25 protein-coding genes are annotated in these 26,112 nt (G+C 39.4%); 5 read left to right on the top strand and 20 right to left on the bottom strand.

What is annotated here, in order from left to right:
- Positions 1 to 23: 23 nt before the first annotated feature.
- On the bottom strand, positions 24 to 248 hold the full coding sequence (gene yidD / locus ACMUMJ_RS00750; RefSeq protein ID WP_414677092.1) for a membrane protein insertion efficiency factor YidD: 225 nt from the start codon (positions 246 to 248) through the stop codon (positions 24 to 26).
- A 137-nt stretch (positions 249 to 385) separates the two neighbouring features.
- Between yidD and ACMUMJ_RS00755 the strand changes: the two genes are divergently transcribed.
- From ACMUMJ_RS00755 to ACMUMJ_RS00765, 3 genes are read left to right on the top strand one after another with little or no spacing between them, the layout of a single operon-like run.
- Positions 386 to 1,261: a prephenate dehydratase gene (locus ACMUMJ_RS00755; protein ID WP_414676885.1), complete on the top strand. Its 876-nt coding sequence runs from the start codon at positions 386 to 388 to the stop codon at positions 1,259 to 1,261.
- On the top strand, positions 1,258 to 3,270 hold the full coding sequence (locus ACMUMJ_RS00760) for a TonB-dependent receptor plug domain-containing protein (protein ID WP_414676886.1): 2,013 nt from the start codon (positions 1,258 to 1,260) through the stop codon (positions 3,268 to 3,270). Before ACMUMJ_RS00755 ends, ACMUMJ_RS00760 begins: the two co-directional genes overlap by 4 nt.
- Before the next feature lie 21 nt (positions 3,271 to 3,291).
- Positions 3,292 to 4,209 carry an ABC transporter substrate-binding protein gene (locus ACMUMJ_RS00765; protein ID WP_414676887.1) on the top strand — a complete coding sequence of 306 codons (918 nt, stop codon included), beginning with the start codon at positions 3,292 to 3,294 and terminating at the stop codon, positions 4,207 to 4,209.
- Here the strand turns inward: ACMUMJ_RS00765 and ACMUMJ_RS00770 are convergent.
- Positions 4,180 to 4,941: an alpha/beta fold hydrolase gene (locus ACMUMJ_RS00770; protein ID WP_414676888.1), complete on the bottom strand. Its 762-nt coding sequence runs from the start codon at positions 4,939 to 4,941 to the stop codon at positions 4,180 to 4,182. The two genes, ACMUMJ_RS00765 and ACMUMJ_RS00770, sit on opposite strands and share 30 nt — an antisense overlap.
- 70 nt (positions 4,942 to 5,011) lie before the next feature.
- On the opposite strand from ACMUMJ_RS00770, the gene ACMUMJ_RS00775 reads away from it, so the two are divergent.
- Positions 5,012 to 5,617 carry a CDP-alcohol phosphatidyltransferase family protein gene (locus ACMUMJ_RS00775; RefSeq protein ID WP_414676889.1) on the top strand — a complete coding sequence of 202 codons (606 nt, stop codon included), beginning with the start codon at positions 5,012 to 5,014 and terminating at the stop codon, positions 5,615 to 5,617.
- Between the two features lie 6 nt (positions 5,618 to 5,623).
- Here the strand turns inward: ACMUMJ_RS00775 and yfaE are convergent, their stop codons facing one another.
- From yfaE to ACMUMJ_RS00815, 8 genes are all read right to left on the bottom strand, one after another.
- Positions 5,624 to 5,920 carry a class I ribonucleotide reductase maintenance protein YfaE gene (yfaE, locus tag ACMUMJ_RS00780; RefSeq protein ID WP_414676890.1) on the bottom strand — a complete coding sequence of 99 codons (297 nt, stop codon included), beginning with the start codon at positions 5,918 to 5,920 and terminating at the stop codon, positions 5,624 to 5,626.
- Positions 5,904 to 7,037, bottom strand: coding sequence for a class Ia ribonucleoside-diphosphate reductase subunit beta (gene nrdB / locus ACMUMJ_RS00785; protein ID WP_414676891.1), 1,134 nt, complete (start codon positions 7,035 to 7,037; stop codon positions 5,904 to 5,906). Before nrdB ends, yfaE begins: the two co-directional genes overlap by 17 nt.
- 115 nt (positions 7,038 to 7,152) lie before the next feature.
- Positions 7,153 to 9,417 carry a class 1a ribonucleoside-diphosphate reductase subunit alpha gene (gene nrdA / locus ACMUMJ_RS00790; protein ID WP_414676892.1) on the bottom strand — a complete coding sequence of 755 codons (2,265 nt, stop codon included), beginning with the start codon at positions 9,415 to 9,417 and terminating at the stop codon, positions 7,153 to 7,155.
- Between the two features lie 312 nt (positions 9,418 to 9,729).
- A complete protein-coding gene (locus tag ACMUMJ_RS00795; RefSeq protein ID WP_414676893.1) occupies positions 9,730 to 10,467 on the bottom strand; it encodes a heparan-alpha-glucosaminide N-acetyltransferase in 738 nt (245 codons plus the stop codon).
- A 78-nt stretch (positions 10,468 to 10,545) separates the two neighbouring features.
- Complete coding sequence (pdxH, locus tag ACMUMJ_RS00800) at positions 10,546 to 11,187, bottom strand: pyridoxamine 5'-phosphate oxidase (protein WP_414676894.1); 642 nt, start codon at positions 11,185 to 11,187, stop codon at positions 10,546 to 10,548.
- Positions 11,188 to 11,190: 3 nt separating this feature from the next.
- Complete coding sequence (gene coq7, locus ACMUMJ_RS00805; protein ID WP_414676895.1) at positions 11,191 to 11,823, bottom strand: 2-polyprenyl-3-methyl-6-methoxy-1,4-benzoquinone monooxygenase; 633 nt, start codon at positions 11,821 to 11,823, stop codon at positions 11,191 to 11,193.
- Positions 11,824 to 11,839: 16 nt separating this feature from the next.
- A complete protein-coding gene (locus ACMUMJ_RS00810) occupies positions 11,840 to 12,181 on the bottom strand; it encodes a histidine triad nucleotide-binding protein (RefSeq protein WP_414676896.1) in 342 nt (113 codons plus the stop codon).
- A gap of 36 nt (positions 12,182 to 12,217) precedes the next feature.
- A complete protein-coding gene (locus ACMUMJ_RS00815) occupies positions 12,218 to 14,482 on the bottom strand; it encodes a 7TMR-DISM family protein (RefSeq protein WP_414676897.1) in 2,265 nt (754 codons plus the stop codon).
- Between the two features lie 56 nt (positions 14,483 to 14,538).
- On the opposite strand from ACMUMJ_RS00815, the gene ACMUMJ_RS00820 reads away from it, so the two are divergent.
- On the top strand, positions 14,539 to 14,796 hold the full coding sequence (locus ACMUMJ_RS00820) for a hypothetical protein (RefSeq protein ID WP_414676898.1): 258 nt from the start codon (positions 14,539 to 14,541) through the stop codon (positions 14,794 to 14,796).
- A 125-nt stretch (positions 14,797 to 14,921) separates the two neighbouring features.
- Here the strand turns inward: ACMUMJ_RS00820 and purD are convergent, their stop codons facing one another.
- The 10 genes from purD to ACMUMJ_RS00870 form a co-directional block, all read right to left on the bottom strand.
- Positions 14,922 to 16,205, bottom strand: a complete 1,284-nt coding sequence (purD, locus tag ACMUMJ_RS00825; protein WP_414676899.1) for a phosphoribosylamine--glycine ligase — start codon at positions 16,203 to 16,205, stop codon at positions 14,922 to 14,924.
- A gap of 24 nt (positions 16,206 to 16,229) precedes the next feature.
- On the bottom strand, positions 16,230 to 17,807 hold the full coding sequence (purH, locus tag ACMUMJ_RS00830) for a bifunctional phosphoribosylaminoimidazolecarboxamide formyltransferase/IMP cyclohydrolase (RefSeq protein WP_414676900.1): 1,578 nt from the start codon (positions 17,805 to 17,807) through the stop codon (positions 16,230 to 16,232).
- A gap of 81 nt (positions 17,808 to 17,888) precedes the next feature.
- The gene (gene fis / locus ACMUMJ_RS00835) at positions 17,889 to 18,167 is read right to left on the bottom strand and encodes a DNA-binding transcriptional regulator Fis (RefSeq protein ID WP_191602910.1); all 279 of its coding nucleotides are present in this window, start codon (positions 18,165 to 18,167) and stop codon (positions 17,889 to 17,891) included.
- 101 nt (positions 18,168 to 18,268) lie between these two features.
- Complete coding sequence (dusB, locus tag ACMUMJ_RS00840) at positions 18,269 to 19,243, bottom strand: tRNA dihydrouridine synthase DusB (protein WP_414676901.1); 975 nt, start codon at positions 19,241 to 19,243, stop codon at positions 18,269 to 18,271.
- 168 nt (positions 19,244 to 19,411) lie between these two features.
- Positions 19,412 to 20,728 carry a DUF3426 domain-containing protein gene (locus ACMUMJ_RS00845; protein ID WP_414676902.1) on the bottom strand — a complete coding sequence of 439 codons (1,317 nt, stop codon included), beginning with the start codon at positions 20,726 to 20,728 and terminating at the stop codon, positions 19,412 to 19,414.
- Between the two features lie 38 nt (positions 20,729 to 20,766).
- Complete coding sequence (prmA, locus tag ACMUMJ_RS00850; protein WP_414676903.1) at positions 20,767 to 21,663, bottom strand: 50S ribosomal protein L11 methyltransferase; 897 nt, start codon at positions 21,661 to 21,663, stop codon at positions 20,767 to 20,769.
- Positions 21,664 to 21,722: 59 nt separating this feature from the next.
- On the bottom strand, positions 21,723 to 23,063 hold the full coding sequence (gene accC, locus ACMUMJ_RS00855) for an acetyl-CoA carboxylase biotin carboxylase subunit (protein ID WP_414676904.1): 1,341 nt from the start codon (positions 23,061 to 23,063) through the stop codon (positions 21,723 to 21,725).
- Between the two features lie 20 nt (positions 23,064 to 23,083).
- Entirely contained in the window at positions 23,084 to 23,530 is a 447-nt protein-coding gene (gene accB / locus ACMUMJ_RS00860) for an acetyl-CoA carboxylase biotin carboxyl carrier protein (RefSeq protein ID WP_414676905.1), read from the bottom strand.
- A 63-nt stretch (positions 23,531 to 23,593) separates the two neighbouring features.
- On the bottom strand, positions 23,594 to 24,043 hold the full coding sequence (gene aroQ / locus ACMUMJ_RS00865; protein ID WP_414676906.1) for a type II 3-dehydroquinate dehydratase: 450 nt from the start codon (positions 24,041 to 24,043) through the stop codon (positions 23,594 to 23,596).
- A gap of 128 nt (positions 24,044 to 24,171) precedes the next feature.
- Complete coding sequence (locus tag ACMUMJ_RS00870; protein ID WP_414676907.1) at positions 24,172 to 26,025, bottom strand: protein-disulfide reductase DsbD; 1,854 nt, start codon at positions 26,023 to 26,025, stop codon at positions 24,172 to 24,174.
- Positions 26,026 to 26,112 lie beyond the last annotated feature (87 nt).

Raw genomic sequence — 26,112 nt, forward strand, 5'->3', positions numbered from 1 at the left:
GAGTGATTCTCTGTTTAAGAAATTCACTCTTTTTTTTGAGGAACGTCATCAACGCCACCCTCATGGAATGGGTGGCATTTGGACAACCGTTTTAATCCAAGTCTTGTGCCTTTGATTGCTCCGTGTTTTTCAATGGCTTCTATCATATATTCTGAACAACTTGGATAAAAACGACAATTGTTTCCTAATAAAGGGCTGATCGTATATTGGTAGCCTTTTATTAAGGTTAGCGTTATTTTTTTAAACATACCGATACCGTAGACTGTTTGGATTTTGTCCATTATATTCTTTATTAAATTCTTTGGCTCTTATTTATTTTGTCTTAGCTGGTGCTGATTTTGGTAATTTGGTAAGGTATTGGCATTTATATTTAAGGAAGGATCTTATGCTTGCGAATTGCTCATCTCTTGATTCTACGAGTGTTGTTGCTTATCAAGGAGAGCCTGGCGCTTATTCGCACCTTGCCTGCAAACATGCATTCCCATATTTGCGTTCGGTTAATTGCGCAACGTTTGTAGATGCAATGCAAATGGTGGAAAAAGGCGAGGCAACACTGGCTATGATACCAGTAGAAAACTCAACGGCTGGTCGTGTAGAAGAAATTTATCGGGAGCTAAAAAAAACTCAGCTGTATGTAATAAAGGAGCATTTTGAACCGGTAAACCATTGTTTAATAGGTTGCCATGGAAGTGATTTAAGCGATATCAAAAGAGTCGGTAGTCATCCACAGGCATTGGCGCAATGCGATATTAATATTAAGTCATTAGGCGCGACGAATGTTGCTATGTATGACACGGCTGGCGCATCCAAACACTTAGCAGAATCTCAGGACTCGACTCTGGGGGTCATTTCATCTTCGTTAGCGGCCGAGTTATATGATCTAAAAATCTTACAATCCGAGTTTAATGATACGAAAGGAAACACAACGCGCTTTCTTGTGTTTGCAAAGCAGCATAAATTGCCTATTTTTGATTCGAGTAAGACCTATATCACATCCTTTATGTTTCGTGTACGAAATGTTCCAGCTGCTTTATATAAAGCAATGGGCGGGTTTGCTACCAATAATATTAATTTATTGAAGTTAGAGAGCTATATGGTCAATGGGCGCTTTACTGCGACTCAATTTTATATTGATGTTGAATCGCACTTCCAGGCGCCTGAAATGCAGCTAGCACTGGAAGAACTTCGCTTTTTTTCAGAAGACATCAGGATGCTCGGGACATATTTAGCCGACGATTACAGAAGTGTAAAAGATCAATGAAAAAAAGCCTTGGTATACTTTTCTGCGTTGTCGTGACTTGTTCTTTATCTGATGTGATAGCTCAAGATAATAAAGTTTCTATTGGCGTGTTTGGTGAAGCATTAAATCAAGTGGTGACACCGTCAAAGATTTCTCAATCTAGGCAGGAAGTCTCTTCCTCTCTATCTGTACTTGATAGAGCGTTTATTCAGCGTTCAGGTGTAAGAACCGTTGAAGAGCTAATGCAATTTGTGCCAGGTTTTTTTGTCGCCCCGTTTTACGATTCAAACCGGATAGTGGTTGCTTATCATGGTACTCAGCTCGACAAATATCGACGGATTCAGGTTTTAGTTAATGGCCGCTCTGTTTATAGCTCTGGATTGGCTCGTGTTGAATGGTCTAAATTACCATTAAATATTGAAGACGTTGAGCGAGTTGAGATTAACCGTGGACCGAATGCGGCAAGCTATGGCGCGAACTCATTTTTTGCGGTTATCAATATCATTACTAGAGCTCCTCAAGACACGTTAGGCGGCGCTGTCAGTAGCTACACAGATAGTAGAGGGGATTATAATCTATATGCCCAATACAGTGACTTGAATGGACCTTGGAGCTATCGGGCGTCAGTATCGTCTAAAAATATAGATGGGTTTGACGTTGATCAATCAAATGCAAAGCGACATGATGGCTATGATACTCAAATTGCGAATGTGTATGTTGTGCATGAAAGTCATAATGAGCAATTTGAGTTGGATTTTGGTGGTGCTCAAAATACGGCTAAAAAAGAATCGTCCAGTTCCTCATTTGAGAGTAAAGCGCCGACAGAAAAAACAGATAGAGCGTATTTTAAACTTGATTGGTTAAAGCAAGTATCGCTGAATCATGAAGTTAGTATGCATTATTATTATGAAAGATCGGACTCTCTTGAAGAGCGTTTTATTTCTATTCCCAATGTAGTGACCGAAGTTGACATTCGAGGTCAAACTTTCCAGACGAATCCATATGTTGCTTTTTTTAATTCATATTCACTTGAAAGCATTGTTCACTCTTCTTATTTTAATGATTTGGTTGAAACCCGTCAGGATATTGGCATTCAAAGTAGCTTAGAGTTAAACGAGGACATTAAATTGGTCACCAGTTTTAACTATCGTTATGATGAGGCTGATTCTCAGTCTTACTTACAGGGCACCAAAAGTGATGAGCTGATTAGAGTTTCATCCAATGTTGAATATTACCTTGATACAGATTGGATAGTTAATGCAGGTGGTATGCTTGAAAAAAGTAAAATAGATGATGTGTATTTTTCACCTAAATTTGGGGTCACGAAGCGCTTTGGGGTAAATCAGTCAGTGCGTTTTAATGTGTCAAAAGCAATAAGGACACCAGATATTTTTGATCAGCATGCAAGATGGAGTGTAACGTTGGCCTCTGGAGAGCAATCAGGGGTTACTTATGCAAAAGATGGTGAAGATGAAGAGTCTATTACTAGCTATGAAATTGGGTATTTTCATTCAGTGCCAACATATGGAATAACCTACGATATTCGTGTCTACCGTGATCAAATTACAGATCTGGCTCTGAGCAACAAACAATTGTTTGGCATTGGAGACACGGTGATTGAAGAAGGTAAGAAAATGGATCTCACTGTAAACGGAGTTGAATTTGAATTGGATTGGCGTTCCCAAAACGATGTATTGGCTCGCTTTACTTACGCCTATCAAAATACAAAAACAGAGGATCGATCTCTGTTGGATACAACGTCCCCTAATACAGCGTCTTTATTAATTAGTGCGCCGATTTCTGCTTATCTGCGAGCGAATAGTCGATATATCTATGCTAAAGAATTAGGTGGATACGATTACAAAAATGTAAATGTATGGTTATCTGGTGATTATCCTCTAAGCTATCATAGGTCAGTTAGTTTTGGCATCGGTCTTGAAAAACGCTTAGATGACAACCCTTTTTTGATTAAAAACAATCTGTATCTGAATGACCGGTTTTACTATGGGTTTGCAGGTTTTAAGTTTTAATAGTTACTTTATGGATGAGTAATGAAACAAACATTTTTTGTGTTTTTTATCATGTGTTTCTCGTCGGCTAACTATGCTGACGCTGTTCTCGTGTACGAGAGAGGGTTTAAGGCGAGTAATGTTATTATTAATAAAATTGGAGTGTACTCAGATTTAACAGATATTGATGCGATAACAGCAACAGAATACAGAAGACAAAATAGTGATGCGTTACCTCCGGTTGTTATTGCAGTGGGTGCAAGGGCATTCAGATCGGTTTGTAAGGCGCATTCTGGGAAGAAAATAGTGGCAGTATTTATAGGGCAAGAAGAGTTCTTGTCAGAGTCCCAAACCTGCGTGTCTTCTACAACAGCGGTATTCTCTGGTGCAGATTTATCGTTACGACTGCGTTTATTTAAACACATTTTACCCAATATCAGTCGACTTGGATTGATATACAGCGAGAGTGTTAGGTTGAATGAAGCGTATTATCAAGCTCAGGCGGCCTTATATGATCTTCGTTTTGTATTTAGCTCGGTGCCAAATGATCGAAATGCTATTATCAAGACGATCAATCGTATTTTAGTCGATACTGATGTGCTATTTTCAATTATTGATACGGACTTATATCAACATCAAACCATTCAAGACGTACTAAAGTTGTTTTTTCGGCAGAGAAAAATTATGATTGGACCGTCCAACAACTTTGTGAAAGCAGGGGCTTTATTCTCTATCTATTCTGATGCAGAGGAGCAAATTAAAGAGTTAACAAACATTTTAGTTCAGTATGATCAGGATGTTCATCAAAATATTCCTGCGTTATACCCCAGAAACTTAAAAATTATTTTTAACCCTTATCTTGTTCGATCTTTTGGGATTGTTTTACCGTCATCTGAGTACCTTGAGAACACCTTTGGCCTTTGTGCTGAATCAGGTTGTGCAAAAACGCTTAATAAGTGAAGTAAATAGAATGGGCTTTTCAGCATGCAACCAATGGCCTGTACCTTGAAGAACTTTGACGTCGGTATTTGGAAAACTATTTAAAATGTGGTCTTTATGTTCTGGCAAAATATAATTGGAAAGTTCTCCTTTCATAAACAACGTTGGTTTAGTGTATTGCTCGTTTAATGTAGGACTTTTTAGAATGGTTGGGTAATTGTTGTACAAACATTCAAGTGCAACTCTCCACTTAAGTAGGCCTTCTGATTTAACCAAGTTTTTCATCAAAAAGCGTCTTATGTTGAGATCACTGACGTATTTTTCTAATTGCTTCTCGGCATCAGCACGAGTTTTTGTTGCTTCTAAATCAATAGATTTTAATCCTTCAAAAATTTCTAAATGACTTGGACTATAATCAACAGGAGAAATATCGACCACAATCAGTTTTAAAATGCGTTCAGGGGCATTAGATGCCAATTGCATTGCAACTTTTCCACCCATTGAGTGTCCTAACAAATAAGACTGGCGAATATTGTGTTGCTTCATCCATTCTATAATTACGTTGGCCATATTGGGGTAGGTGGCTACATCAAGGTTTGAGGAGTTACCATGGTTAGGCAGATCTAAGCAATGCACTTGGAATGTTTCACTCAGCTTTTGTGCAATAGAGTGCCAATTGTCGCTATTTCCAAAAAGCCCATGGAGAATGATAAGGTGATCGCCTGTTTGACCGTATTGTTTTGCATGAATCATAATTGTATTTTCTGTGAGATAAAATTCACAGTTTAGCAAGTTTCATACTTTTCTATAAAGATTGTTTTTAATGTTAGATAAATATTTTATTAAACAGCTACGAAACCCATTGATAAAAGTGGCTTCTTTAGCGGTACGTTTGGGTATCACTGCCAATCAAACCACAATGTTTGGGTTTGTTGTTGGTATGATGTCATTACCTGCACTGGTTTACGAACGTTATGATTTGGCATTAATTTTTATTTTAATTAATCGATTCATGGATGGGTTAGATGGTGCCATAGCACGTCTTAAAAAACCGACAGATCTTGGTGGTTACCTTGATATTACATTAGATTTTATTTTCTATTCGGCGGTCATTTTTGGCTTTTCTTTGGTTGATTCTGTTAATAACGCGGTTGCGGCCAGCTTTTTGATTTTTTCCTTTATGGGAACTGGGAGCAGTTTTTTGGCATTTGCCATCATGGCCGAAAAAAGAGAAATTCGGTCATTGGATTATGGTAGTAAATCATTATTTTATATTGGTGGGTTAACTGAAGGGGCAGAGACTATCGGGTTCTATATTTTTGTATGCTTGTTTCCGCATCATTTTGCGACCGCAGCGTGGTTATTTGGTGCTTTGTGTTGGGTCACAACTTGTACTCGTTTGTATGCAGGTTATAGAACATTAAAATAGAGACCGTTATAAAAATGCAATTTCAATATCGCTCTTGACTATGGCACAGCAAGCCAGTATGTATCCATTTTGAACCCAAGCTAAGGGTTCTGTGGGGTAAATAATATGCCCTCTAAGTAACTTTAGCATGCACGAGCTGCAGTACCCTTCACGGCATTGATAATCAACGAATACCCCCGCTCTTTCGAGCTGAGGTAAGAGTGGTTCTGCTTCATTTACCAGCACCTGTTTTTCCTTCAATAGTACTCGATGGAGAATGGCGCTTGAGGTGTTTTCCTGTGTAGAATTATAGATCGAAGTCATCGAAATCTGAATCGCCTAAATCGTTGTCAATTTGACCGACTAAATAAGAGCTGATTTCTGCTTCTTGAGGGGCAACTTGAACATTGTCACTTACTAACCAAGAGTTAATCCAAGGAATTGGATTGTTTTTTGTTTCAAAATGCGGTGATAAACCGACAGCTTGCATACGCATGTTGGTAATGTATTCAACATATTGGCTTAAAATTTCAGTGTTTAAGCCAATCATTGAGCCGTCTTTAAACAAATACTGCGACCATTCTTTTTCTTGCTTCGCAGCATCAATGAAAATTTCAGCAACTTCTTCTTTGCACTCTTCTGCGATAATGGCCATTTCAGGGTCGTCACGACCGTTTGCCATAATGTTTAGCATGTGTTGGGTGCCAGTTAAGTGTAAGGCTTCGTCTCGTGCAATAAGTTTAATTATTTTAGCGTTACCCTCCATCAAAGTTCGTTCAGCAAATGCAAAGCTGCATGCGAAGCTGACATAGAAACGTATGGCTTCTAATACATTGACAGAAGCAATGGTGAGGTAAAGGGCTTTTTTTAATTCTCGAAGACTGATGGTTACTTCTCCACGTGTCGAAATGACATGTGTGCCAACCCCTAGGGTATTGTATAGATTCACCATTTCAATAAGCTGATCATAGTATTTTGAAACGCTGTCTGCGCGGCGTGTGATTTCTTCATTCACCGTTATGTCGTCAAACACAGTCGTTGGGTCATTCACAATGTTACGAATGATATGAGTGTAGGATCGACTGTGGATGGTTTCACTAAATGCCCACGTTTCGATCCATGTTTCTAACTCTGGAAGAGAGACTATGGGTAGCAATGCTACATTTGGAGAGCGGCCTTGGACGCTATCAAGTAGGGTTTGATATTTTAAATTGCTTAAAAATATGTGCTGTTCATGAGGCTCAAGGTTTTGGAAGTCTTTACGGTCAGACGATAAATCGACTTCTTCGGGTCTCCAAAAGAAAGACAGTTGTTTCTCAATGAGCTTTTCAAAAATTGGGTGTTTTTGTTGATCATAACGCGCAACGTTGACATTTTCCCCAAAGAACATAGGTTCTTTCATACTATCAAAATGCTTTCTGTTGAAAGTAGAGTAGCTCATGAGTTGGTTTGTATCCTTTAAATTATGGTATTAAATAAGAAGCATTAAATTAAGCATAACGCAAAATGCGGAACTAGAATAAATCTACTTCCGCATCCTGCTTATAACATGTCTATTATATCTTACATGCACCGCCAGCACAGTCGTCCATGTCTTCTTGTTTGTCTTCTGCACCATCACGAGTATTGTGATAATACAGAGTTTTAACACCAAGCTTGTAAGCAGTTAATAGATCTTTCAGTAAAATCTTCATTGGGACTTTGTTAGAGTCAAAGCGTTGAGGATCATAATTTGTGTTTGCAGAAATTGCTTGGTCTACAAATTTCTGCATGATACCTACAAGCTGTAGATAGCCCTCGTTTGAAGGAATGTTCCACAATAATTCATATTTGTCTTTTAACTTATCAAACTCAGGAACGACTTGCTTTAAGATGCCATCTTTGCTGGCTTTGACAGAAACAAAACCGCGTGGTGGTTCGATTCCATTTGTCGCGTTACTGATTTGTGAAGACGTTTCAGAAGGCATAAGTGCTGTCAATGTAGAGTTTCTTAAGCCATGTGTAACGATGTCTTGTCTTAGCTCTTCCCAATCATACGCTAATTCAGTTTGGCAAACAGCGTCCAATTCTTTTTTATAGGTATCAATTGGTAATAGGCCTTTAGAATACGTTGTTTCATTAAACGCAAGGCAAGGGCCAAATTCTTTAGACAATTTATTAGAGGCTTTTAAAAGGTAGTATTGGATGGCTTCAAATGTTTTGTGAGTTAGTTCGTTGGCACTGCCATCTGAATATCGAACGCCATTTTTAGCTAAATAATACGCATAGTTGATCACTCCAACGCCTAAGGTTCGGCGTAATTCAGTTGCATTTTGCGCAGCTAAAATAGGGTAGTTCTGATAATCAAGTAGACTGTCTAATGCTCTGACAATTAATTCAGATAAGCTCTCTAGTTCGTCTAAACTTTCAAGTTCGCCAAGGTTGAAAGCAGACAATGTACACAGTGCAATTTCACCTTCTGGATCATCAATTTTATTTAATGGTTTTGTTGGAAGCGCAATTTCTAAGCAAAGGTTGCTTTGTTTGATTGGTGCAACGGCTGGATCAAATGGGCTGTGAGTATTGCAATGATCGACATTTTGAAGATAAATTCTACCTGTGCTTGCTCTTTCAGATGCAAATAAAGTAAATAGATCGGATGCTTTAATGGTTGTTTTTCGAACATTCTGATCATTTTCGTACTGAACATAAAGACGATCAAATTTCTCTTGGTCAGCAAAAAATGCATCGTATAAGCCAGGAACATCTGATGGGCTGAATAAGGAGATATTACCGCCAGAAATTAGGCGTTGATACATAAGTCTATTAAATTGAACACCATAATCTAAATGACGAACTCGGTTTTCTTCGACACCACGGTTATTCTTTAGAACCAGTAAACTTTCAACTTCTAAGTGCCAAATTGGATAATAGATAGTGGCTGCACCACCACGAACACCTCCTTGAGAACAGCTTTTAACCGCTGTTTGGAAATGTTTGTAAAAGGGAATGCAGCCAGTGTGGAATGCTTCTCCACCTCTTATTGGGCTTCCTAATGCACGAATTGCACCCGCATTTACACCAATACCTGCTCTTTGACTAACGTATTTTACAATGGCGCTAGATGTAGCATTAATAGAATCTAGAGAGTCGCCGCATTCTATCAATACGCAACTGCTAAATTGGCGGGTTGGAGTTCGAATCCCGGACATAATCGGTGTTGGAAGTGATAGCTTAAATTGTGATACTGCATCATAAAAGCGACGAATGTAATCTAAGCGGGTTTCTTTGTCGTATTTCGAAAATAAGCAAGCAGCGATGAGTACATAAATAAATTGGGGGCTTTCGTATATTTGTCCTGTAACACGATTTTGTACTAAGTATTTTCCTTCAAGCTGTTTTACTGCAGCATAAGAAAAATTCATATCTCTAGAATGATCAATAAAGTCATTCATTTTCTCAAAATCATCCTGCGTGTAGTCTTCTAATAAGTGATTATCGTAACGATTTTGCGAAACTAAATTTTGAACATGCTTGAATAGGTGTGGTGGTTCGAACTCTCCGAATGCCTTCTTACGCAAATGGAAAATGGCAAGACGAGCTGCAAGGTATTGGTAATCTGGCGTCTCTTCTGAGATTAAATCAGCGGCAGATTTAATCAGTGTTTCATGGATATGAGTGGTTTTGATGCCTTCAAAAAATTGAATCTGTGCTTTTAACTCAACTTGGGATACAGAGACATTATTCAAGCCTTCGGCTGCCCAAGTAATCACTTTATGAATTTTTTCTAGATTTATTGTTTCTGTTTGTCCGTTTCTTTTTGAAACTGTGATTGTGGTCATGCCGTTATATCCAACTGTGCTGTTCAGAAGAGAAGAGAAATGATAATACTGCATATAGTGTTTTTTAGACTTAGAGACACTATATGTAGTAATTCATTTAAATTATGAGGTAGAAGATAGAACTCATTGAGTAGAAAATCAAGACTTGAAAAAAAGGATTTTAAGGTCTTTGAAAACTTAATAAGTGATCACTTACGTTAATAGGCTCTTGTTCTCGAAACTAACAAATTGGCAATAGAATTAAACTATATTTTAAAAGAATTTCTAGGTTAAAGAGTTTGTTCATTTATGCTTAATAAGTGTGCAAAAAAGTCAGTTTAGTAGGTTGTAAATGAGGCTAACTAAGCTATAGAGAATAATCTGGTGGAGTAGATAAACGTTTAAAGCATGTCGCCCTAACCAAGCAAAAATATAAATTAAATAGGGTGATGCTATTAATGCATTGTTTGGGATGTATTTGCCAAAGATAGGGCCTATAAACACACAGGCAACCCATGGGAAGGGGTATATTATATCGAGTGTATTTTTTGGTGCTCCCAGTGATTCAGTAATAAAACCGTAAATACTGGGAAAGAGGAGTAGATCAGTCAAATAGTATAAAGTGCCGATAAGTGCTCCAATTGCTGCGCTTATTATCGGGTAAGATGCAAAAGGATAGTGTATAAAATTGACAATTAAGATGAAATGTAAGATTCCAAAGTAAATCCATTGATTAGGGAAAAACACGTATGTGGCAAGAGATATGGCGGTCGATGCTATTAAGAGTTTTCTTTGGCGTAGAAGAAAACGACGAATCTTATGTTGTCTATTGGTTAGTGTCCTCTGGCTAAGATAAGCAGACCAGCCTATTGCTGTAAGAAATAAAAAGAGAATGACTGAGCGAAATAATACCCAAAAAGTGTCGTTTAATTTGTAATCAATGTAGCCAAACTCTCTCAGATCCCAGCAAAAATGAAAAATAATCATCAAAAAGACTGCGGCCCCTCTATAGGTATCTAATAGAGAGTTACGATTGGTTGACACAGATGTGTTTGATGTGGGTATTTGCATTTGGAATGGGTGTATTATTAGACGAGTGTAAAAGATGCAAAGCCGATCTTATTTGCCTTGCATCTATGGCTTTTCTTATCAAGGGGCAAGACGTGACCTTAGCCAATGAGTGTTCTCTAGCTTGTATGATAGCCTATCGTGCAATCTGCTAGGTCTTCCTTGCCAAAACTCAATGTATTTTGCTTCTAATGCATACCCCCCCCAGTTTTCTGGGCATGGGACTGTTGAATCTATATATTGTTGCTCAAGCTCATCGAATTTTTTATGCAATGATTCACGACTTGATACTACTTTGCTTTGCTCTGATGCTGTTGCAGCCAGTTGGCTGCCTTTAGGGCGACTGGAAAAATACGCTTCAGATGCTGCACGAGAAACCTTTTTAATTTCGCCTTCTATACGTATTTGCCTACTGAGAGAAGGCCAAAAAAAAGTAAGGCATGCATTCTTGTTCTGAGCAAGTTGCTCTCCTTTATTGCTGTCGTAATTTGTAAAAAAGGAAAAACCCTCTTCATTTCTTTGTTTTAGTAACACAACACGCGCATGAGGTTTTTGATTTTGGTCTACAGTGCTTAAAATCATTGCTGTTGGATCTTCTGGGCATGATTCAATTGCGTTATCTAACCAAGTGTCAAATAGTTGCATAGGGTTGCTCGGTGAGCTGTCTTCTAGTAAATCTTCAAACTGGTAGTCTCTTCTGATGGAACTGATGTCACGGTTCATAAATTATACCCTATAAGTCGTCGTTGTCATGATTTTAGATATTTGAGTCATAATGCTCATGATTGCTGGAGGGAACTTGTATCCGCCAGAATTGAGTGCCATTTCTTTATGTTGCGCTTCGTCGATGCGCATTTGGGCTAAAATAGCCTTACTGCGTTGATCATTATCCGGCAAACTGGCGAGATGTTTGTCAATGTGTAGGCAAACTTGATCTTCCGTTGCAGCAACAAAGCCTAGGCTCAACTTGTCGCTTATCAAACCTGCTCCGGCACCGATCATAAATGAGGCAGAGTAAAATAAAGGGTTAAGAATACTAGGAGAACTATTAAGTTCGATTAATCGCTTCTCACACCATACCAAATGATCGATTTCTTCATTCGCAGCGTGTTCCATTTCTTCTCGAATATGGTCAAGTTTTGCTGTGGTTGCTTGGCCTGCATATAAAGCTTGAGCGCATACTTCCCCAGTGTGATTAATTCGCATTAATCCTACCGTGTGTTTTTGCTCATCAAGAGATAAACCGCACTCTGGATGTTGATCTGCGGGTGATGGCCTTGATGCCGTTGATGCCCCTTGTGTAATGGTGCGTAAGGCTCGATCCAATTGAATTATCTTTTTATCTAAAAATGAAATCATTGTAGTTAAGCTCTTTTTAGCCTGGAGGCCAAGTCATTTGCTTTCCGGCAAGGACATGCATATGTATATGGTACACTGTTTGTCCGCCGTCTTCATTACAGTTCATTACTACTCGATAGCCTGATTGGTCTACTTTTTTTTCTTTAGCAATTTTACTCGCGATAATAGGCAATTTGCCAATAATAGCGGAGTCTGTGTCTTTAATATCGTTAAGTGTTGATATGTGTTTCTTAGGGATGACTAAAAAATGGACAGGGGCTTGAGGCATAATGTCTTCGAATGCAATAACATCCTCGTCTTCGAATAGAATAGTAGCAGGTATTTCTTTAGCGACAAGTTTGCAAAATAAGCAATCCATAGGAACCTCTATAAGTATTAATGCAAGTGTGTTCTATCATTTCTTGGTTGTTTGCGACGACGCGTTTTTAATTCGTAGTCCTTTTAAGGTAAAGCGCTCTAAGCTTTCTCTTAATTGTTGCTCCACATTGGTATTTGAAAATAAATCATCAAACCCTAAGGTTAGTGCATAATTTCTGGACATTTTATCGTTTTCTGTGACTAAAATACATTGATCTCCTGCATGAAGCTTCTCTCTAATTTGTTTTAAAGCAAGGTTTGGGATGTATCCTTCGTTTTCAAACATAAGAACAAGATTGATTGTATTTTCATTTTGTAATGTTTTTACTTCGGTTAGTAACTCACTGATGTTCTTGATTTGCACCACATTGTTTGGCCAAATTTGCAGTGATCGAATGGTTCTCTGCACTAATATGGATTCATTGCCAATAACAAAAATTTGGGCTGGCTCCGCCTCTAGAGTATCGTAAGGTAGAAATTGCAAGCGAGTCTGAATAGGGATGCTAATGGATAGGCTATTGTCCTGTGTGATGTTTATGGTCCCTTCTAAGTGTTCGATGATCTCTTTGATTAAACCCATTCCAAGGTTAAAGGAATGGAGGTCGTTTTTTGATCGATTAGGGAGTGGTTCACAAGTAATATCTAACGTTTTTATACCCAATTTAGTATGCTCAGTATGAATCACGTGGATAGTTGTCAGTTGATCATTTAGATGTTTGCACTCTTGCGCCAAATTAATGATTATTTGCTGAAATAAATACGCGTTTTTTAATACTTCTATGTTTTTTGTTCCTTTAGAGGTTAACGATAAATCTGTATTGTCTTGATCGATACTGTTAAAGCCTTCTAAGGCGTCATGGATGATTTTGTCAAGAAGTATTGGTGGCTCTTGTTTCGGCTTTTTATTCGTTAGAAGTGTCAGGTTTTTTATTAATAATTTGATATTGTTTGATGCAAGGGTCGCCTCTAAAGTGAGGCTTTTTTCATCATCTTTTAGCTGAGTAGATTGCCAAAATCTAATGTAATGGTCTAATACATTGACTTGTCTTTTCATCCTTTCTCCTGCATCAATTAATATGGCTTGTGCTTCTGTGATGGAGGTCGGTAGCGGATTGTTCGTGGGAGAGTGGCTAAAGTGTGTAAGGCGTTTAACCATTCCACTAAAATAGAGGCTGGATTCTAAAAATATAATAATCGTTAATCCCCACTGGTAAAAAAATGGGCTAGGGTAAACTCCATAAGCACTCATTGCCCAAGTGTAGAACCCAAGAAATGCAATGATTCTGGAGGCAAAGTAATAACCTGAGTAAGGAACTCTTTTTATGAATGTATACAGTGCAAAACCAACTAAAATAGTATTTGTTATGAGGATGTTGGTCAGAGAAAAAGCATTACTGAAACTGTCTGGGTTTATGGAAAGAATCAGACTCAAAATAAGGTTTAAATAACCAATTAATAAGAGTATTCGGTCTATATTCGGGAAGTAGACTTGGGTATCCAAATAGTGCCGAGAGAAGAAAGCTAAACTGGATAGATAGAATAAAAAGAATAAACTGATTGGCTTTTCTTCAGTTAAGTCATCGGAAAAAAGGAAATAGTTGATTAATCCATGATGAGAAAGGTGGATGATCAATGTGCAGCACAAAAACACGCTGTATATTATATACATGCTGTGTCGTGTGTAGATGAAAAATAGGATGCTTCCGATAAGAAAAATCAAGATTATGCCGGACAAAAGCCCAGTTGATAATAAACTTTTCAAACTTATTTTAATGATTTCTGTGCTGTCCACTGCAAAAATTTGAGCTGTGAGAGTACTGCTTGATGTGAGTTTAATGTATATGATAACGGTGTTGTGAGTGGTATTAGGTATGGGGATTAAGTGCTCTGGATGGTGTATTTTTTTGAAAGTATAAGATTGATTTTTCCCTAGAGAATAGGCCAGTTTCTCTTGGGCTGTTTGAGGGAAATAGATGTCAATTTCATCAATTTGAGGCGCTTTAATATACAGGTAAGAATGGTTGATTGTACTCTGTTTAAAAGACAGCTCTGTTTTAATCCACACGTTGCCACTGGATGGCCCTAATTGTATGAAGGGTTCATTGAATGGTGTAAAATACCCATCATTCGACAGCTGGACTACATCGGTAAAAGCATTGGTTTTTTTGGCGTCTTGGTAAACCTCAGAAAGTGCGATTAAATTGATAGACGTGTTTTCATCATTAATGATTGCAATACGAGACTCGCTGTAAGATTTCATGGAAAATAATAATAAAGTGAAGAAGAAAGCAACGGTTTTCATCGTATTGATTATCCATAACATCGAAAGACAATATTATTAACTATATAAGGGGACAAATGCTATATACATTTTTAGTTGAATATTATGTTTGGTTGAGTGTTGCTCTGTTGTGCGTTACATTTTTCGCTCGCAAAACAAAGCCAGCATTGAGGTCAACGTTTCTTTATTCGTACGCTCTGATTGCTTCTCTAGGTTTCTTATTGGATCTGCAATGGGTTTCAGGTGTTCTATTTGGTTTGTTATTGGTCGAAATAGGCCGACCGTATCGTACTTTTATTAATGAAAAAGTTAAAAGTAAATATCAAGATAGGTAGCGGTATTTTTATAGATATGGACGATTTTAAAATACTACGCCTTGGATAACGAATGCATTATGAACTGTGTATTATAAAAAACCCAAATCAGATTTTGAAATGGGCTTTTTTAGCGTTAAAGAACGTTAGCTTTCTCTAGAAACTGCTCTGTGTCCAATATCTGTTCGATAGTACACTTTATCCCAATTTATTTTTCTAACGACATCATAAGCACTAACTTGCGCTTCTGATACCGTGTCGCCCAGAGAGACTGCGCAAAGAACGCGGCCACCGTTTGTAACGATTTGTCCGTTTTCTATGGTAGTGCCTGCATGGAAAACTTTTTGATGAGTATCCAGTGTTGTGTCATGACCTGTAATAACATCGCCTTTCTGATAGTCATAAGGGTAACCACCAGCAGCTAACACGACGCCTAAGCTTGCTCTTGGGTCCCAATCGCAGGTTTGTGCATCTAGGGTGCCTTTGATTGCTGATAGGCAAAGAGAGACGAGGTCAGAGCGCAGTCGCATTAATATTGGTTGTGTTTCTGGATCTCCAAAGCGGCAGTTATATTCGAGTACTTTTGGTGTTCCATCATTTGCTATCATAACACCAGCATAAAGAAAGCCTCTATAACGATTGCCTTCTGCATTCATGCCTTTGACCGTCGGCATGATCACTTCATTCATAATGCGGTCATGGATTTCAGGGGTAACCACAGGTGCAGGAGAGTAAGCGCCCATGCCGCCAGTATTTGGGCCCAGATCGCCGATATCACGTGCTTTATGGTCTTGGCTTGTTGCTAAAGGTAAAACGGTTTCACCATCAACCATGCAAATAAAGCTGGCTTCTTCACCAACTAAAAACTCCTCTATAACAACTCTGTTGCCAGCGTCTCCAAAAGCATTGCCTGCAAGCATATCTTCTACAGCAGTAATGGCTTCCGCTTCAGTCTGAGCAAGAATGACGCCTTTACCTGCTGCTAAGCCGTCGGCTTTAACAACGATAGGGGCGCCTTGCTCTTTAATATAGGCAACAGCAGGGGCAATTTCAGTGAAGTTGCCGTAAGAAGCTGTAGGGATTTTATGGCGCGCTAAAAAGTTTTTCGTAAAGGCTTTGGAGCCTTCTAATTGAGCCGCATCTTTTGATGGGCCGAAAATGTTCAAGCCTTCTGCTTCGAATGCATCTACAACGCCAATAACAAGAGGTGCTTCAGGGCCAACAATGGTTAAGTCAATGGATTCGTTTTTAGCAAACGTGACTAATGCATTTGTGTCGGTCACATTGATGCTAACGTTTTCAACTTTATTTTCTAAGCTTGTACCTGCATTTCCCGGTGCAACAAATACGTGTGTAACTGAGTTATTCTCGGCAACTTTCCATGCTAAAGCATGCTCTCTGCCACCGTTACCAATAATTAATACTTTCATTGAGTTCTCCTAATGGTATCAATATTAATGGCGGAAATGACGTACGCCAGTAAAGACCATAGCCATGCCTGCTTCATCAGCAGCAGCAATAACTTCTTGATCTCTCATGGAGCCACCTGGTTGAATTACGGCGCTAATTCCTGCTTTAGCAGCGGCATCAATACCGTCTCTGAATGGAAAGAACGCGTCTGATGCCATTACAGATCCAATAACTTCTAAGCCTTCATCGGCTGCCTTGATACCTGCAATCTTAGCACTGTAAACTCGGCTCATTTGTCCTGCGCCGACACCAATAGTTTGCCCTGCTTTTGCATAAACAATGGCGTTTGATTTAACAAATTTAGCGACTTTCCACGCGAATAATAAATCGTTCAGTTCGTCTTCTGTTGGCTGGCGCTTAGACACAACGGTTAGATCCTCTAACGTCATGACATGATCATCACGATCTTGAACTAATAAACCGCCATTGACGCGTTTATAGTCTAAAGCCGGAGGGGGTTCTTTTGACCACTCGCCACAGCTAAGTAGGCGGACGTTTTGTTTCTTAGACACGATTTCAGCGGCTTCTTTAGAAACGCTTGGGGCAATGATTACTTCAACGAATTGACGCTCAACGATGGCGGATGCTGTTTCAGCGTCTAATTCTTGGTTGAATGCAATGATGCCTCCAAAAGCAGATGTTGGGTCTGTCTTGAATGCCAAATCATAGGCTTCTAATTGAGACGATGCTGTTGCAACGCCACAAGGGTTGGCATGCTTGACAATAACGCAAGCGGTTTGATTAAAGCTCTTGACGCATTCTAAAGCCGCATCGGTATCGGCAATGTTGTTATAAGAAAGCGCTTTGCCTTGAACTTGTTTGGCAGTACTGATTGATGCTTCTTTTGGGTTAGCTTCAACATAGAAAGCGGCTTTTTGATGAGGGTTTTCACCGTAGCGCATTTCTTCGGATTTATTAAACTGTAGATTAAATGAGCGGGGAAAATGGTCACTTCCTCCTTTAACCTTTTTACCCAAAAAGTTAGCGATTGCACCATCATAATCGGATGTATGTTCAAACGCTTGTACTGCAAGATCAAAGCGAGTTTCGAGTGTTAACCCTTTGTCTTCTTGAAGTGCGGTAATAATGGATTGATAATTACTTGGGTTTACAACAATAGTGACATCTTTATGATTTTTAGCTGCTGAACGAACCATTGTGGGTCCACCAATATCAATGTTCTCAATTGCCATAGGCAGATCGCAATCAGGGCGTTCAATTGTTGCTTCAAATGGATATAGATTGACCACAACCATATCAATTTCATCAATCTGGTGTGCTTTCATTACGTCTTGATCGATGTCTCGACGGCCAAGAATTCCACCGTGAATTTTTGGATGCAATGTTTTTACACGGCCATCCATCATTTCAGGGAACCCAGTGTAATCAGATACTTCCGTTGCTTTGACGCCTGATTCTTGTAAAAGACGATATGTACCGCCAGTTGAAAGAATTTCAATATTGAGCGCAGTCAACTCTTTTGCGAAGTTCACGATACCTGTTTTATCAGATACACTAATTAATGCTCTTTTAATTGGGGTAACTTGGTCTTGATTTGCCATCGTAGTCTCGTAATAGTCGGTTTTTAGATTAAACGGAGAGGGGTAAAACAAAAAAGGGCGTAAATCGCCCTTTTTAAAACTCTATAGCATGCCGTATTGTTTCAGTTTTTTGCGTAACGTACCACGGTTAAGACCGAGAATTGTTGACGCTTTAGTTTGGTTGTCTTTAGTATAACTCATTACCGATTCTAAAAGAGGCGCCTCAACCTCAGCTAAAACCAATTGGTAAAGGTCTGTAATAGGTTGCCCATCAAGATGGGAAAAATAATTTTTTAACGCTTTATCTACATTGTCACGTAACGTTTGTGACTCTTCAGATGAAGCCGCTTGAAATGTGTGATTGTGAGTTTGTTCTAACACAGAAGGACCTTCTAGTTTAAAGCTAACCAAAATGTAGCGTGTTTCATTTTAAAAGCCTGTTTAAAACGGGCGAAACGCACTGTAGAGCAAATTCTACCCAACTATTGGGACCGTTGAGTAAAAAATTGATTTAATTCTTCTAATTGTTCCTCCGGATTCTCAATACGATTAAACGTACTGCGAAAATGAGAGTCATCAGAAAGTGTTTGTAAATACCAACCCACATGCTTACGGGCAATTCGAACGCCAGTATAATTCCCATAGAAATCATGCAGCTTTCTCACGTGCTCTATAACCAGTTGAGCGATTTCCTGTATCGACGGTGGTAATAATTCTTCATTTGTTTGTAAAAAGTGATTTATCTCTCTAAAGATCCAAGGTTTACCTTGAGCAGCTCGGCCAATCATAAGTCCGTCTACTTGGGTATAATCCTTCACAAATTTTGCTTTATATGCATTTGTAATATCCCCATTAGCAAAAACGGGAATGTTTAGGTTTTGTTTTATTTGCGCAATTGTGTCGTATTCAACCTCACCTTTAAATCGACATTCTCTCGTTCTACCGTGTACCGCTAAAGCTTGGATACCTATGTCTTCTGCCATTTTAGCGATACTAAGGCCGTTTTTAGATTCGAGGCTCCATCCAGTGCGAATCTTTAAAGTCACGGGAACGGAAACGCTATTTACGACCGATTCCAATATACTACGAACAAGCTTTTCATCTTTTAAAAGTGCCGATCCAGCCGCTTTGTTGCAGACTTTTTTAGCCGGACAACCCATATTGATATCAATAATTTGCGCGCCTAATGAGGCGTTTAGTTTTGCCGCCTCGCTCATCATTTCTGGATCGCCACCAGCAATTTGTATTGACCTTGGTGATATTTCTAGATCATGTACAAGACGGTGTTTACTTTTGCTTGAATTCCATAAGCGCACATCTGAGGTCACCATTTCTGATACTGCAAGACCCGCTCCAAGAGAATGGCATAATTGACGGAAGGGGAGATCCGTCACGCCAGCCATTGGGGCGAGAATTAGAGGGTTAGTCAGCGAATAGGGACCGATAGCGTATGCCATGTTGTTCCTGTTTATTGAGTTCGGTGTGTTAAAGATCTATAACCGTGTCGAGCGGGCGTGAATAATACCTATGCCTTAGACGTTTTTGAAGTCTTGACAAGTATAAAAGTTGATTGTTTTTTGTTCTTTTTTGTTCTTTTTTAATTTTTATTACATTATTAATAAAAATTAATACGATTGGGTGTCAGACGCATGTACTTTTAGTCTATGGGTAACCGCTTGAGTTCCAGGGTCGTAAATTGGAAGAACAATGTGGATAGGTGTGTTTGGAGGCATATAGGTAATGTCTAGGAAGTCTTTATGTAAAAAACTGTTTGGAGAAAACAATCTTGCTGCAACTGGTACGCCATTTAAATCAAAAAATTCCAAGGCGATTTTTGGCATAGTTTGAGAGTAATTACTGGTATTCGTCATAATGGCGTTAACAAGTAATGCATTTTTTTTCGTTGGATGACTTTGGATTCTGACGTGCTGAATGCTGATGGCTGAAATGTCGACAAAGTTTGGTAAAGTGCATTCAACATAACTGCAAAATGTTTTATAAAAAGGTCTGAATGTTGCTGAGCGACTTCCATCATCAAAGAAGTGAAACGCGGCTTGAAAAGACAATGCTGTCATCGATAAGAGAATGCCAAATAGCCATAGTAAAGAATGGTTTTTTTTAAGGGGCGTGTCTTCGTTACTAATAAGTGGCGCCAGACGTTCTTGGGCTTCTTTTCTTGCTTTATTGGTTTTTTCTTGGGTGTTTTGACGTTGATCGCTTGTTGATTGCGCAAGTGTATGGAGTGCCTTCATGTAATCTGGTTCTTCAACTTCTTCAACGTAAGATTGAAGTTCTGTACTTTTAGAGGTTTGCTCTTCTTGTTCTTTTTTGGTTGTATTTCCTAGGTTCTTGATACTTTCATTATAAATTTGCACGGATGGAGATAGAGAGGTATTTTGTGTTTGTAGCGTTTCTTTACCGTTCGTATTTCTTTTATTTTGCAAGGTGCTAGTGTTAATAGGCTCTAATTCCGCAAATTCACGCTCCCATGGGGCAGGCTCTTCATGGGGGCATTGATTTTGCTCGTAAGAGTCATCGTGATCAATTTTGTTTTTTTCAATGGCTTTTTGTGATTGCTTGTTTAAGTTCGCTTCGTGATTGTGCTTGTCTATAGGTGTCAGATCTGAGTCATCAAATAGGGTATGCAGCCATTCAGGGCTAACCTGATGGTCTTCTTCTGCTGCGGAAAAGAAAGGTTTCTTGCTGGGCTTTACTAAGCCTTGTTTATGTTCGCTCTTATCTGGCTGCTCTGGCGCTGTTTCTGTTGTAGCGACTTTCTCTGATGTTGCTGGGGTGGGAGGGTTTTCTTTGATTGGTTTTGCTTCGAAAATATGAAAGCATTGTCCACACCGTACTCTTCCTTTCGCCATGCTAAGGATATCTGTACCGACGCGAAACGCAGTGGAGCATTTAGGGCAGCGAGTAATAATGCTATCAGTCATAGTTGAAAATGAGTTCCAATTGTATAGGAAAGGCTGTGCTAATTAATGGTTTCTTTTTTTGTGCCTACTATCCTAACCCATTCTTCTCGTTCTGTAATTGAGTCAATGATGAACCATGGTGTATAAGCGTCAATTACTTCTTGAACTTGTGACGCTAAAATGCCTGATAATGCAAGCTGACCACCAGGGGCAACCAGTGCAGAAATTGTTGTCGATAAGTGGGCTAAAGGGCCGGCTAAAATGTTGGCCACTACTATTTGGGCTTGCAAGTCGCTTTCGCATGGAGGGAGTTTTACTTCGAGTCTTGAATGGTCAATGTCATTTCTATCTGCGTTGGCTTGGGTTGCTTGCACGGCCTGAGGGTCGATATCGATGCCCACCATGTTACTTGCCCCCAACAATAACCCAGCTATGCCTAAAATCCCTGAGCCGCACCCATAGTCGATAATGGTCTTGTTGTTGCAATCTATCGAATCTAGCCACTGTAAACACAAAGCAGTAGTAGGGTGTGTACCTGTTCCAAAAGCAAGGCCTGGATCAAGCATCAATGTGATTGCGTTAGGTTCTGGAACTTCTCTCCAGCTTGGGCAAACCCATAGGCGTTCGCCAAATTGAATGGGATGATAGTTGTCCATCCATTCTCTTTCCCAATCTTTATCTTCCAAAATTTCTATTTTGAAATCTAGTGTTAAATTTAACTCTTTCGCTGCATTGTTTAATATTGGTTTGATGGACTCTACGTCGGCATCTGCTTCAAATAACCCCGTTATTTTAGTTTGGTTCCATAACGGTGTTGTGTTTAATTCTGGTTCATAAACTGGATCATCATTAACGTCCTCAAAGGTAACGACCATGGCGCCACATTCAAGTAGAACATCCTCGAGTTGAGGGATATGTTCAGGGGTTGTATGAGTACGTATTTGCAACCAAGGCATAAGGGTATCCAAAAAATAATGTAAGACTGCTCTATGTTCGATAGAGCAGTCTGGTAAGTTTATAGACCGAGTTTTTTCTCTAAATAATGGATGTTAACACCACCAGCAATAAAATTAGCGTCTTCTACTAAATCTTGTTGCAAAGCAATGTTAGTTTTAATTCCATCAATAAAAGTTTCATCTAAAGCAACAGACAGCCGTTTAAGGGCCATTTCTCTAGTCGGAGCATGAGCAATGATTTTTGCAATCATTGAATCATACGTAGGTGGAACGCTATAACCACTGTAAAGATGGGAGTCAACACGTACTCCCATTCCGCCTGGTGCGTGGAAATAATTGATTTTACCAGGGCAAGGCATAAACGTTTTAGAGTCTTCCGCATTGATACGTGATTCAACGGCATGACCATTCAATTCCACGTCTTCTTGAGTGATAGAGAGTGTTAAACCACTTGCGATACGCAATTGCTCTTTGACTATATCAATACCCGTTACCATTTCAGTAACAGGGTGCTCTACTTGTACGCGTGTATTCATTTCGATGAAATAGAATGCACCGTCTTCGTATAAAAATTCAAATGTACCTGCACCACGATAATTGATAAGTAAGCAAGCATCAACGCAGGCTTTTAAACATGCTGCTCGTGCATTAGGGTCTAGGTGAGGGGCAGGAGCTTCCTCTAAAACCTTTTGATGTCTACGTTGTAGTGAACAGTCACGGTCATACAAGTGAACGGCATTGCCTTGACCATCCGCTAAAACCTGTACTTCAACGTGTCTTGGGTTTGTAAGGAATTTTTCCATATAAACCGTACTATCGCCAAAGTATGAACCTGCTTCTGACTGGGTAATGCTAATTGATTTTAATAAGCTCGCTTCACTGTGAACGACGCGCATACCGCGGCCACCACCACCAGCTGCTGCTTTAATAATAATTGGGTAGCCAATTTCTTTTGCGATGCGAATGCATTCATCAGAGTCAGATGGAACAGGGCCATTTGAGCCTGGGACTGTTGGGACACCGGCTTTTTTCATAGCGTCAATTGCAGACACCTTGTCACCCATTAAGCGAATTGTTTCAGCTTTGGGGCCAATGAAAGCAAAACCAGAATTCTCTACTTGTTCTGCAAAGTCTGCGTTTTCAGCAAGAAAGCCATAACCTGGGTGAATTGCAGAGCTGTCAGTTACTTCTGCTGCACTGATGATGGCAGGAATATTTAAATAACTTTGTGCGGAAGGGTTTGGGCCAATGCAAATGGACTCATCCGCTAGACGTACGTGCAGTAGGTCGCGATCAATTTTCGAGTGAACGGCTACTGTTTTTATACCGAGTTCTTTACATGCACGTAAAATACGCAATGCAATTTCACCTCGGTTTGCAATCAAAACTTTATCAAGCATGATAAAACCTATTCGTTAAATTAAACAATAGTAATAAGAGGTTGATCAAATTCAACTGGGTCACCATCGTCTACGAGAATCGCGCCGATAGTACCAGATTTGTCTGCCTCAATTTGATTCATCATTTTCATTGCTTCAACGATACAAATCGTATCACCCACTTTTACTTTTTGACCTACTTCAATAAAGGGTTTTGCACCTGGCGCAGAAGAACGATAATACGTTCCAACCATTGGCGATGGGATAACATGTCCTGCGATTTCAGCAGGAGCGCTTGCTTCAGCAATAATAGGTGATGCAACCGCAGCAGAAGCTGGTGCAGCAGCAGGAGCGGGTGCAGGTGCGTATTGAACTGGAGCGCTGCCACGATTGATTCGTACAGCATCGTCACCTTCTTTAATTTCAATTTCGTAAATGTTCGACTCTTCTAACAGTTCAATCAGTTTTTTGATTTTACGAATGTCCATAATAACTCTCTTTTGTCATTGTCAATGTATCCTGTTATCTCTCGATACAGGGTTTTATTGTAATTAATGGGTAACCAGTTTTTCGTACTCTTGTATTGCAAAGTCCAAAGCGTATTCATAGCCAAGAACGCCCATGCCGCAAATTACCGCTTTTGCGACATCGGAAAAGTAGGAGTGGTGTCTGAACGGTTCGCGGGCGTGTATATTGGATAAATGCACTTCAATAAAGGGAATGTTGACACCGAGTAATGCATCTCGAATAGCAATGCTAGTATGAGTAAAGGCTGCAGGATTGATAATAATGTAATCTGTATTTGCTCTGGATGAATGGATTTCATCAATTAAGATATGTTCGGCATTCGACTGCATAAACTTAACCGTGTGCCCTTTTTTAACAGCGTTAGTACTTAAACTTTCAGCGATGTCATCTAAAGTCGTATGTCCATAAATCTCGGGTTCACGTGTTCCGAGTAGGTTTAGGTTTGGGCCGTTAAGAACTAAAAAATTCGCCATTCCATTTCCAAGTTGCAGTGATTTGACCTGAAATTATCGATAAAAAGCGAGAACTTGTCTAGTTTTGTTGTAAAAAATACGTTTTATCGCTCTTGGCTGTTTAAAAGTGAACAGTAGTAAACCACTTTTTATCCTGGATATTGACTAAACTCTTTTTCTAAGTAGCTTAAGCGCTCAATGACCTCTCTTAACGACGGTTCTCCTTGGAGTGAAAGCTGGTTTAACTCATCTCCTATAGGGGTTAAAAAAATAAGCGAAGGTGGGCCAAAGACTTTATAATGTTGCATTATTTTCTGATTCCCCACATCGTTTTTAGTGACATCAACCCTTACTAGTGTCATGTTTTTTAACATTGAATAAGCGGATTTGTCATAAAAAATCTCATGTTCGATGACTTTGCAACTGATGCACCAATCGGCGTAAAAATCCAGCATAATAGGGGCTTTTTGAGCGGTGGATTGAATAAAAAGGTCCAGTTCTTGAAGAGAGGTAACGGTGGCAAATGTGAGTTCTTCTTGTTTATTGATAGTGGTACTTGATGTCGCTGAGGAGGGTGATCCAAGAGGATGGAGTAAGCTGCTTTGCGACGATGCGCCTCCAATAAAATACAGTGAGCCAATTAATAAAGTGACGCTTGTAATGATGAGACGAACAGGGTGGAGTTTTCCAATAATAAGAGAATGCAAGAAGTATGAGCCAATAGATATGAGCAAAATGCCCCATAAATAGAGGTGAAACTCAATGTTAATCCAGCGGGTTATTAGCCAAGTGGCAACACCAATCAATCCAAACCCCATTAAAACTTTAATATCTTCTAACCATTCACCTGACTTTGGTAAGATCGATGGGCCAAAAATGCCAACAAGAAGTAATGGAACCCCCATTCCTAATGCCATAATAAAGAGCATTAAAGCACCATAGAGTGTTTCTCCTTGGCTGCTGATAAACAGCAGTACCCCAGCGAGAGGAGCTGAAACGCAAGGAGAGACAACGAGAGTGGCAAAAACGGCGCTGAGGCAAACGCCAAGACTTTTGTTTGATAATTTTTCTGATGCATTTGCATTTATTCTAGGTTGAATGAACGCAGGCATTCTAAGTTCAAACAGACCAAACATTGAAAAGGCTAAAACAATGAATAGAATTGCGCTGATTATTAACACAATAGGATCTTGTAAATACGCTTGTAAATTGAGTTGAAGACCAAAAAAGCCAACAAGTCCTCCAATCAGTGCATAGGTTAGCGCCATTGAAATAACATAAAGAGCGCTATAATAAAAAGCTTTAAGAGGTTCTTTTTTATTTCCAACGACAATGGCTGACACAATTGGAACCATTGGCAATACGCAGGGTGTCATTGATAAGAGCAAACCTAAACCAAAGAGTGTCATTGCGGCAGTTAGCCAAGAGTTCTCTGCTAATAGGGTTATGACACTATTCGTAGAAGACGGTGTGAATATCTGTGTTTTTTTCTTTGTTAAATCTATACTTTTGGGGTTGTCGTGCACATTATTTATTTGTTTTGTATTCTCCGACGATGCGGGGACTGGAAACTCAAAAGGTTCTAATTGCGGTGGGTAACACAGTCCTTTATCTGCACACCCTTGATAACCTAAGGAGGCTTGAATTAAATGGCCTTCAGGGAGTGATGTATCGTACTGTATTTCTGCTGTAAAGCGATCTCTGTAGACAATAACATCACCGAAGTAGGCGTCATGTTTTGCTTCGCCTTTTGAAAAAGGGGCAAAAGAGAGTGTGTCAGAATCTTTTCCTTTTAATTTAAATTGGTGTTGATATAAGTAATATCCATCTGCGACAATCCATGTTGCTCTGATGGCACCGTCTTTAGGTGCAGATATGCTTAATTGAAATGCTTGATTTACATTTAAAAAAGTAGGTTGTTGCGATGAAAATGGCAGTTTTACGTCAAAAGCCTGCACAACGGAAGCAATACATAATAAGATAATAGTGAATATAAAACGCATGAAGCCCAACTTAATATAAGTGTGTTTAACCCAACTTTAGTGAATACGGTAATAGACCCACAAAAATGGCTAAAGTTTCAGAGATAA

This window comes from Marinomonas phycocola (assembly GCF_047525455.1).
Classification (GTDB): Bacteria; Pseudomonadota; Gammaproteobacteria; order Pseudomonadales; family Marinomonadaceae; genus Marinomonas.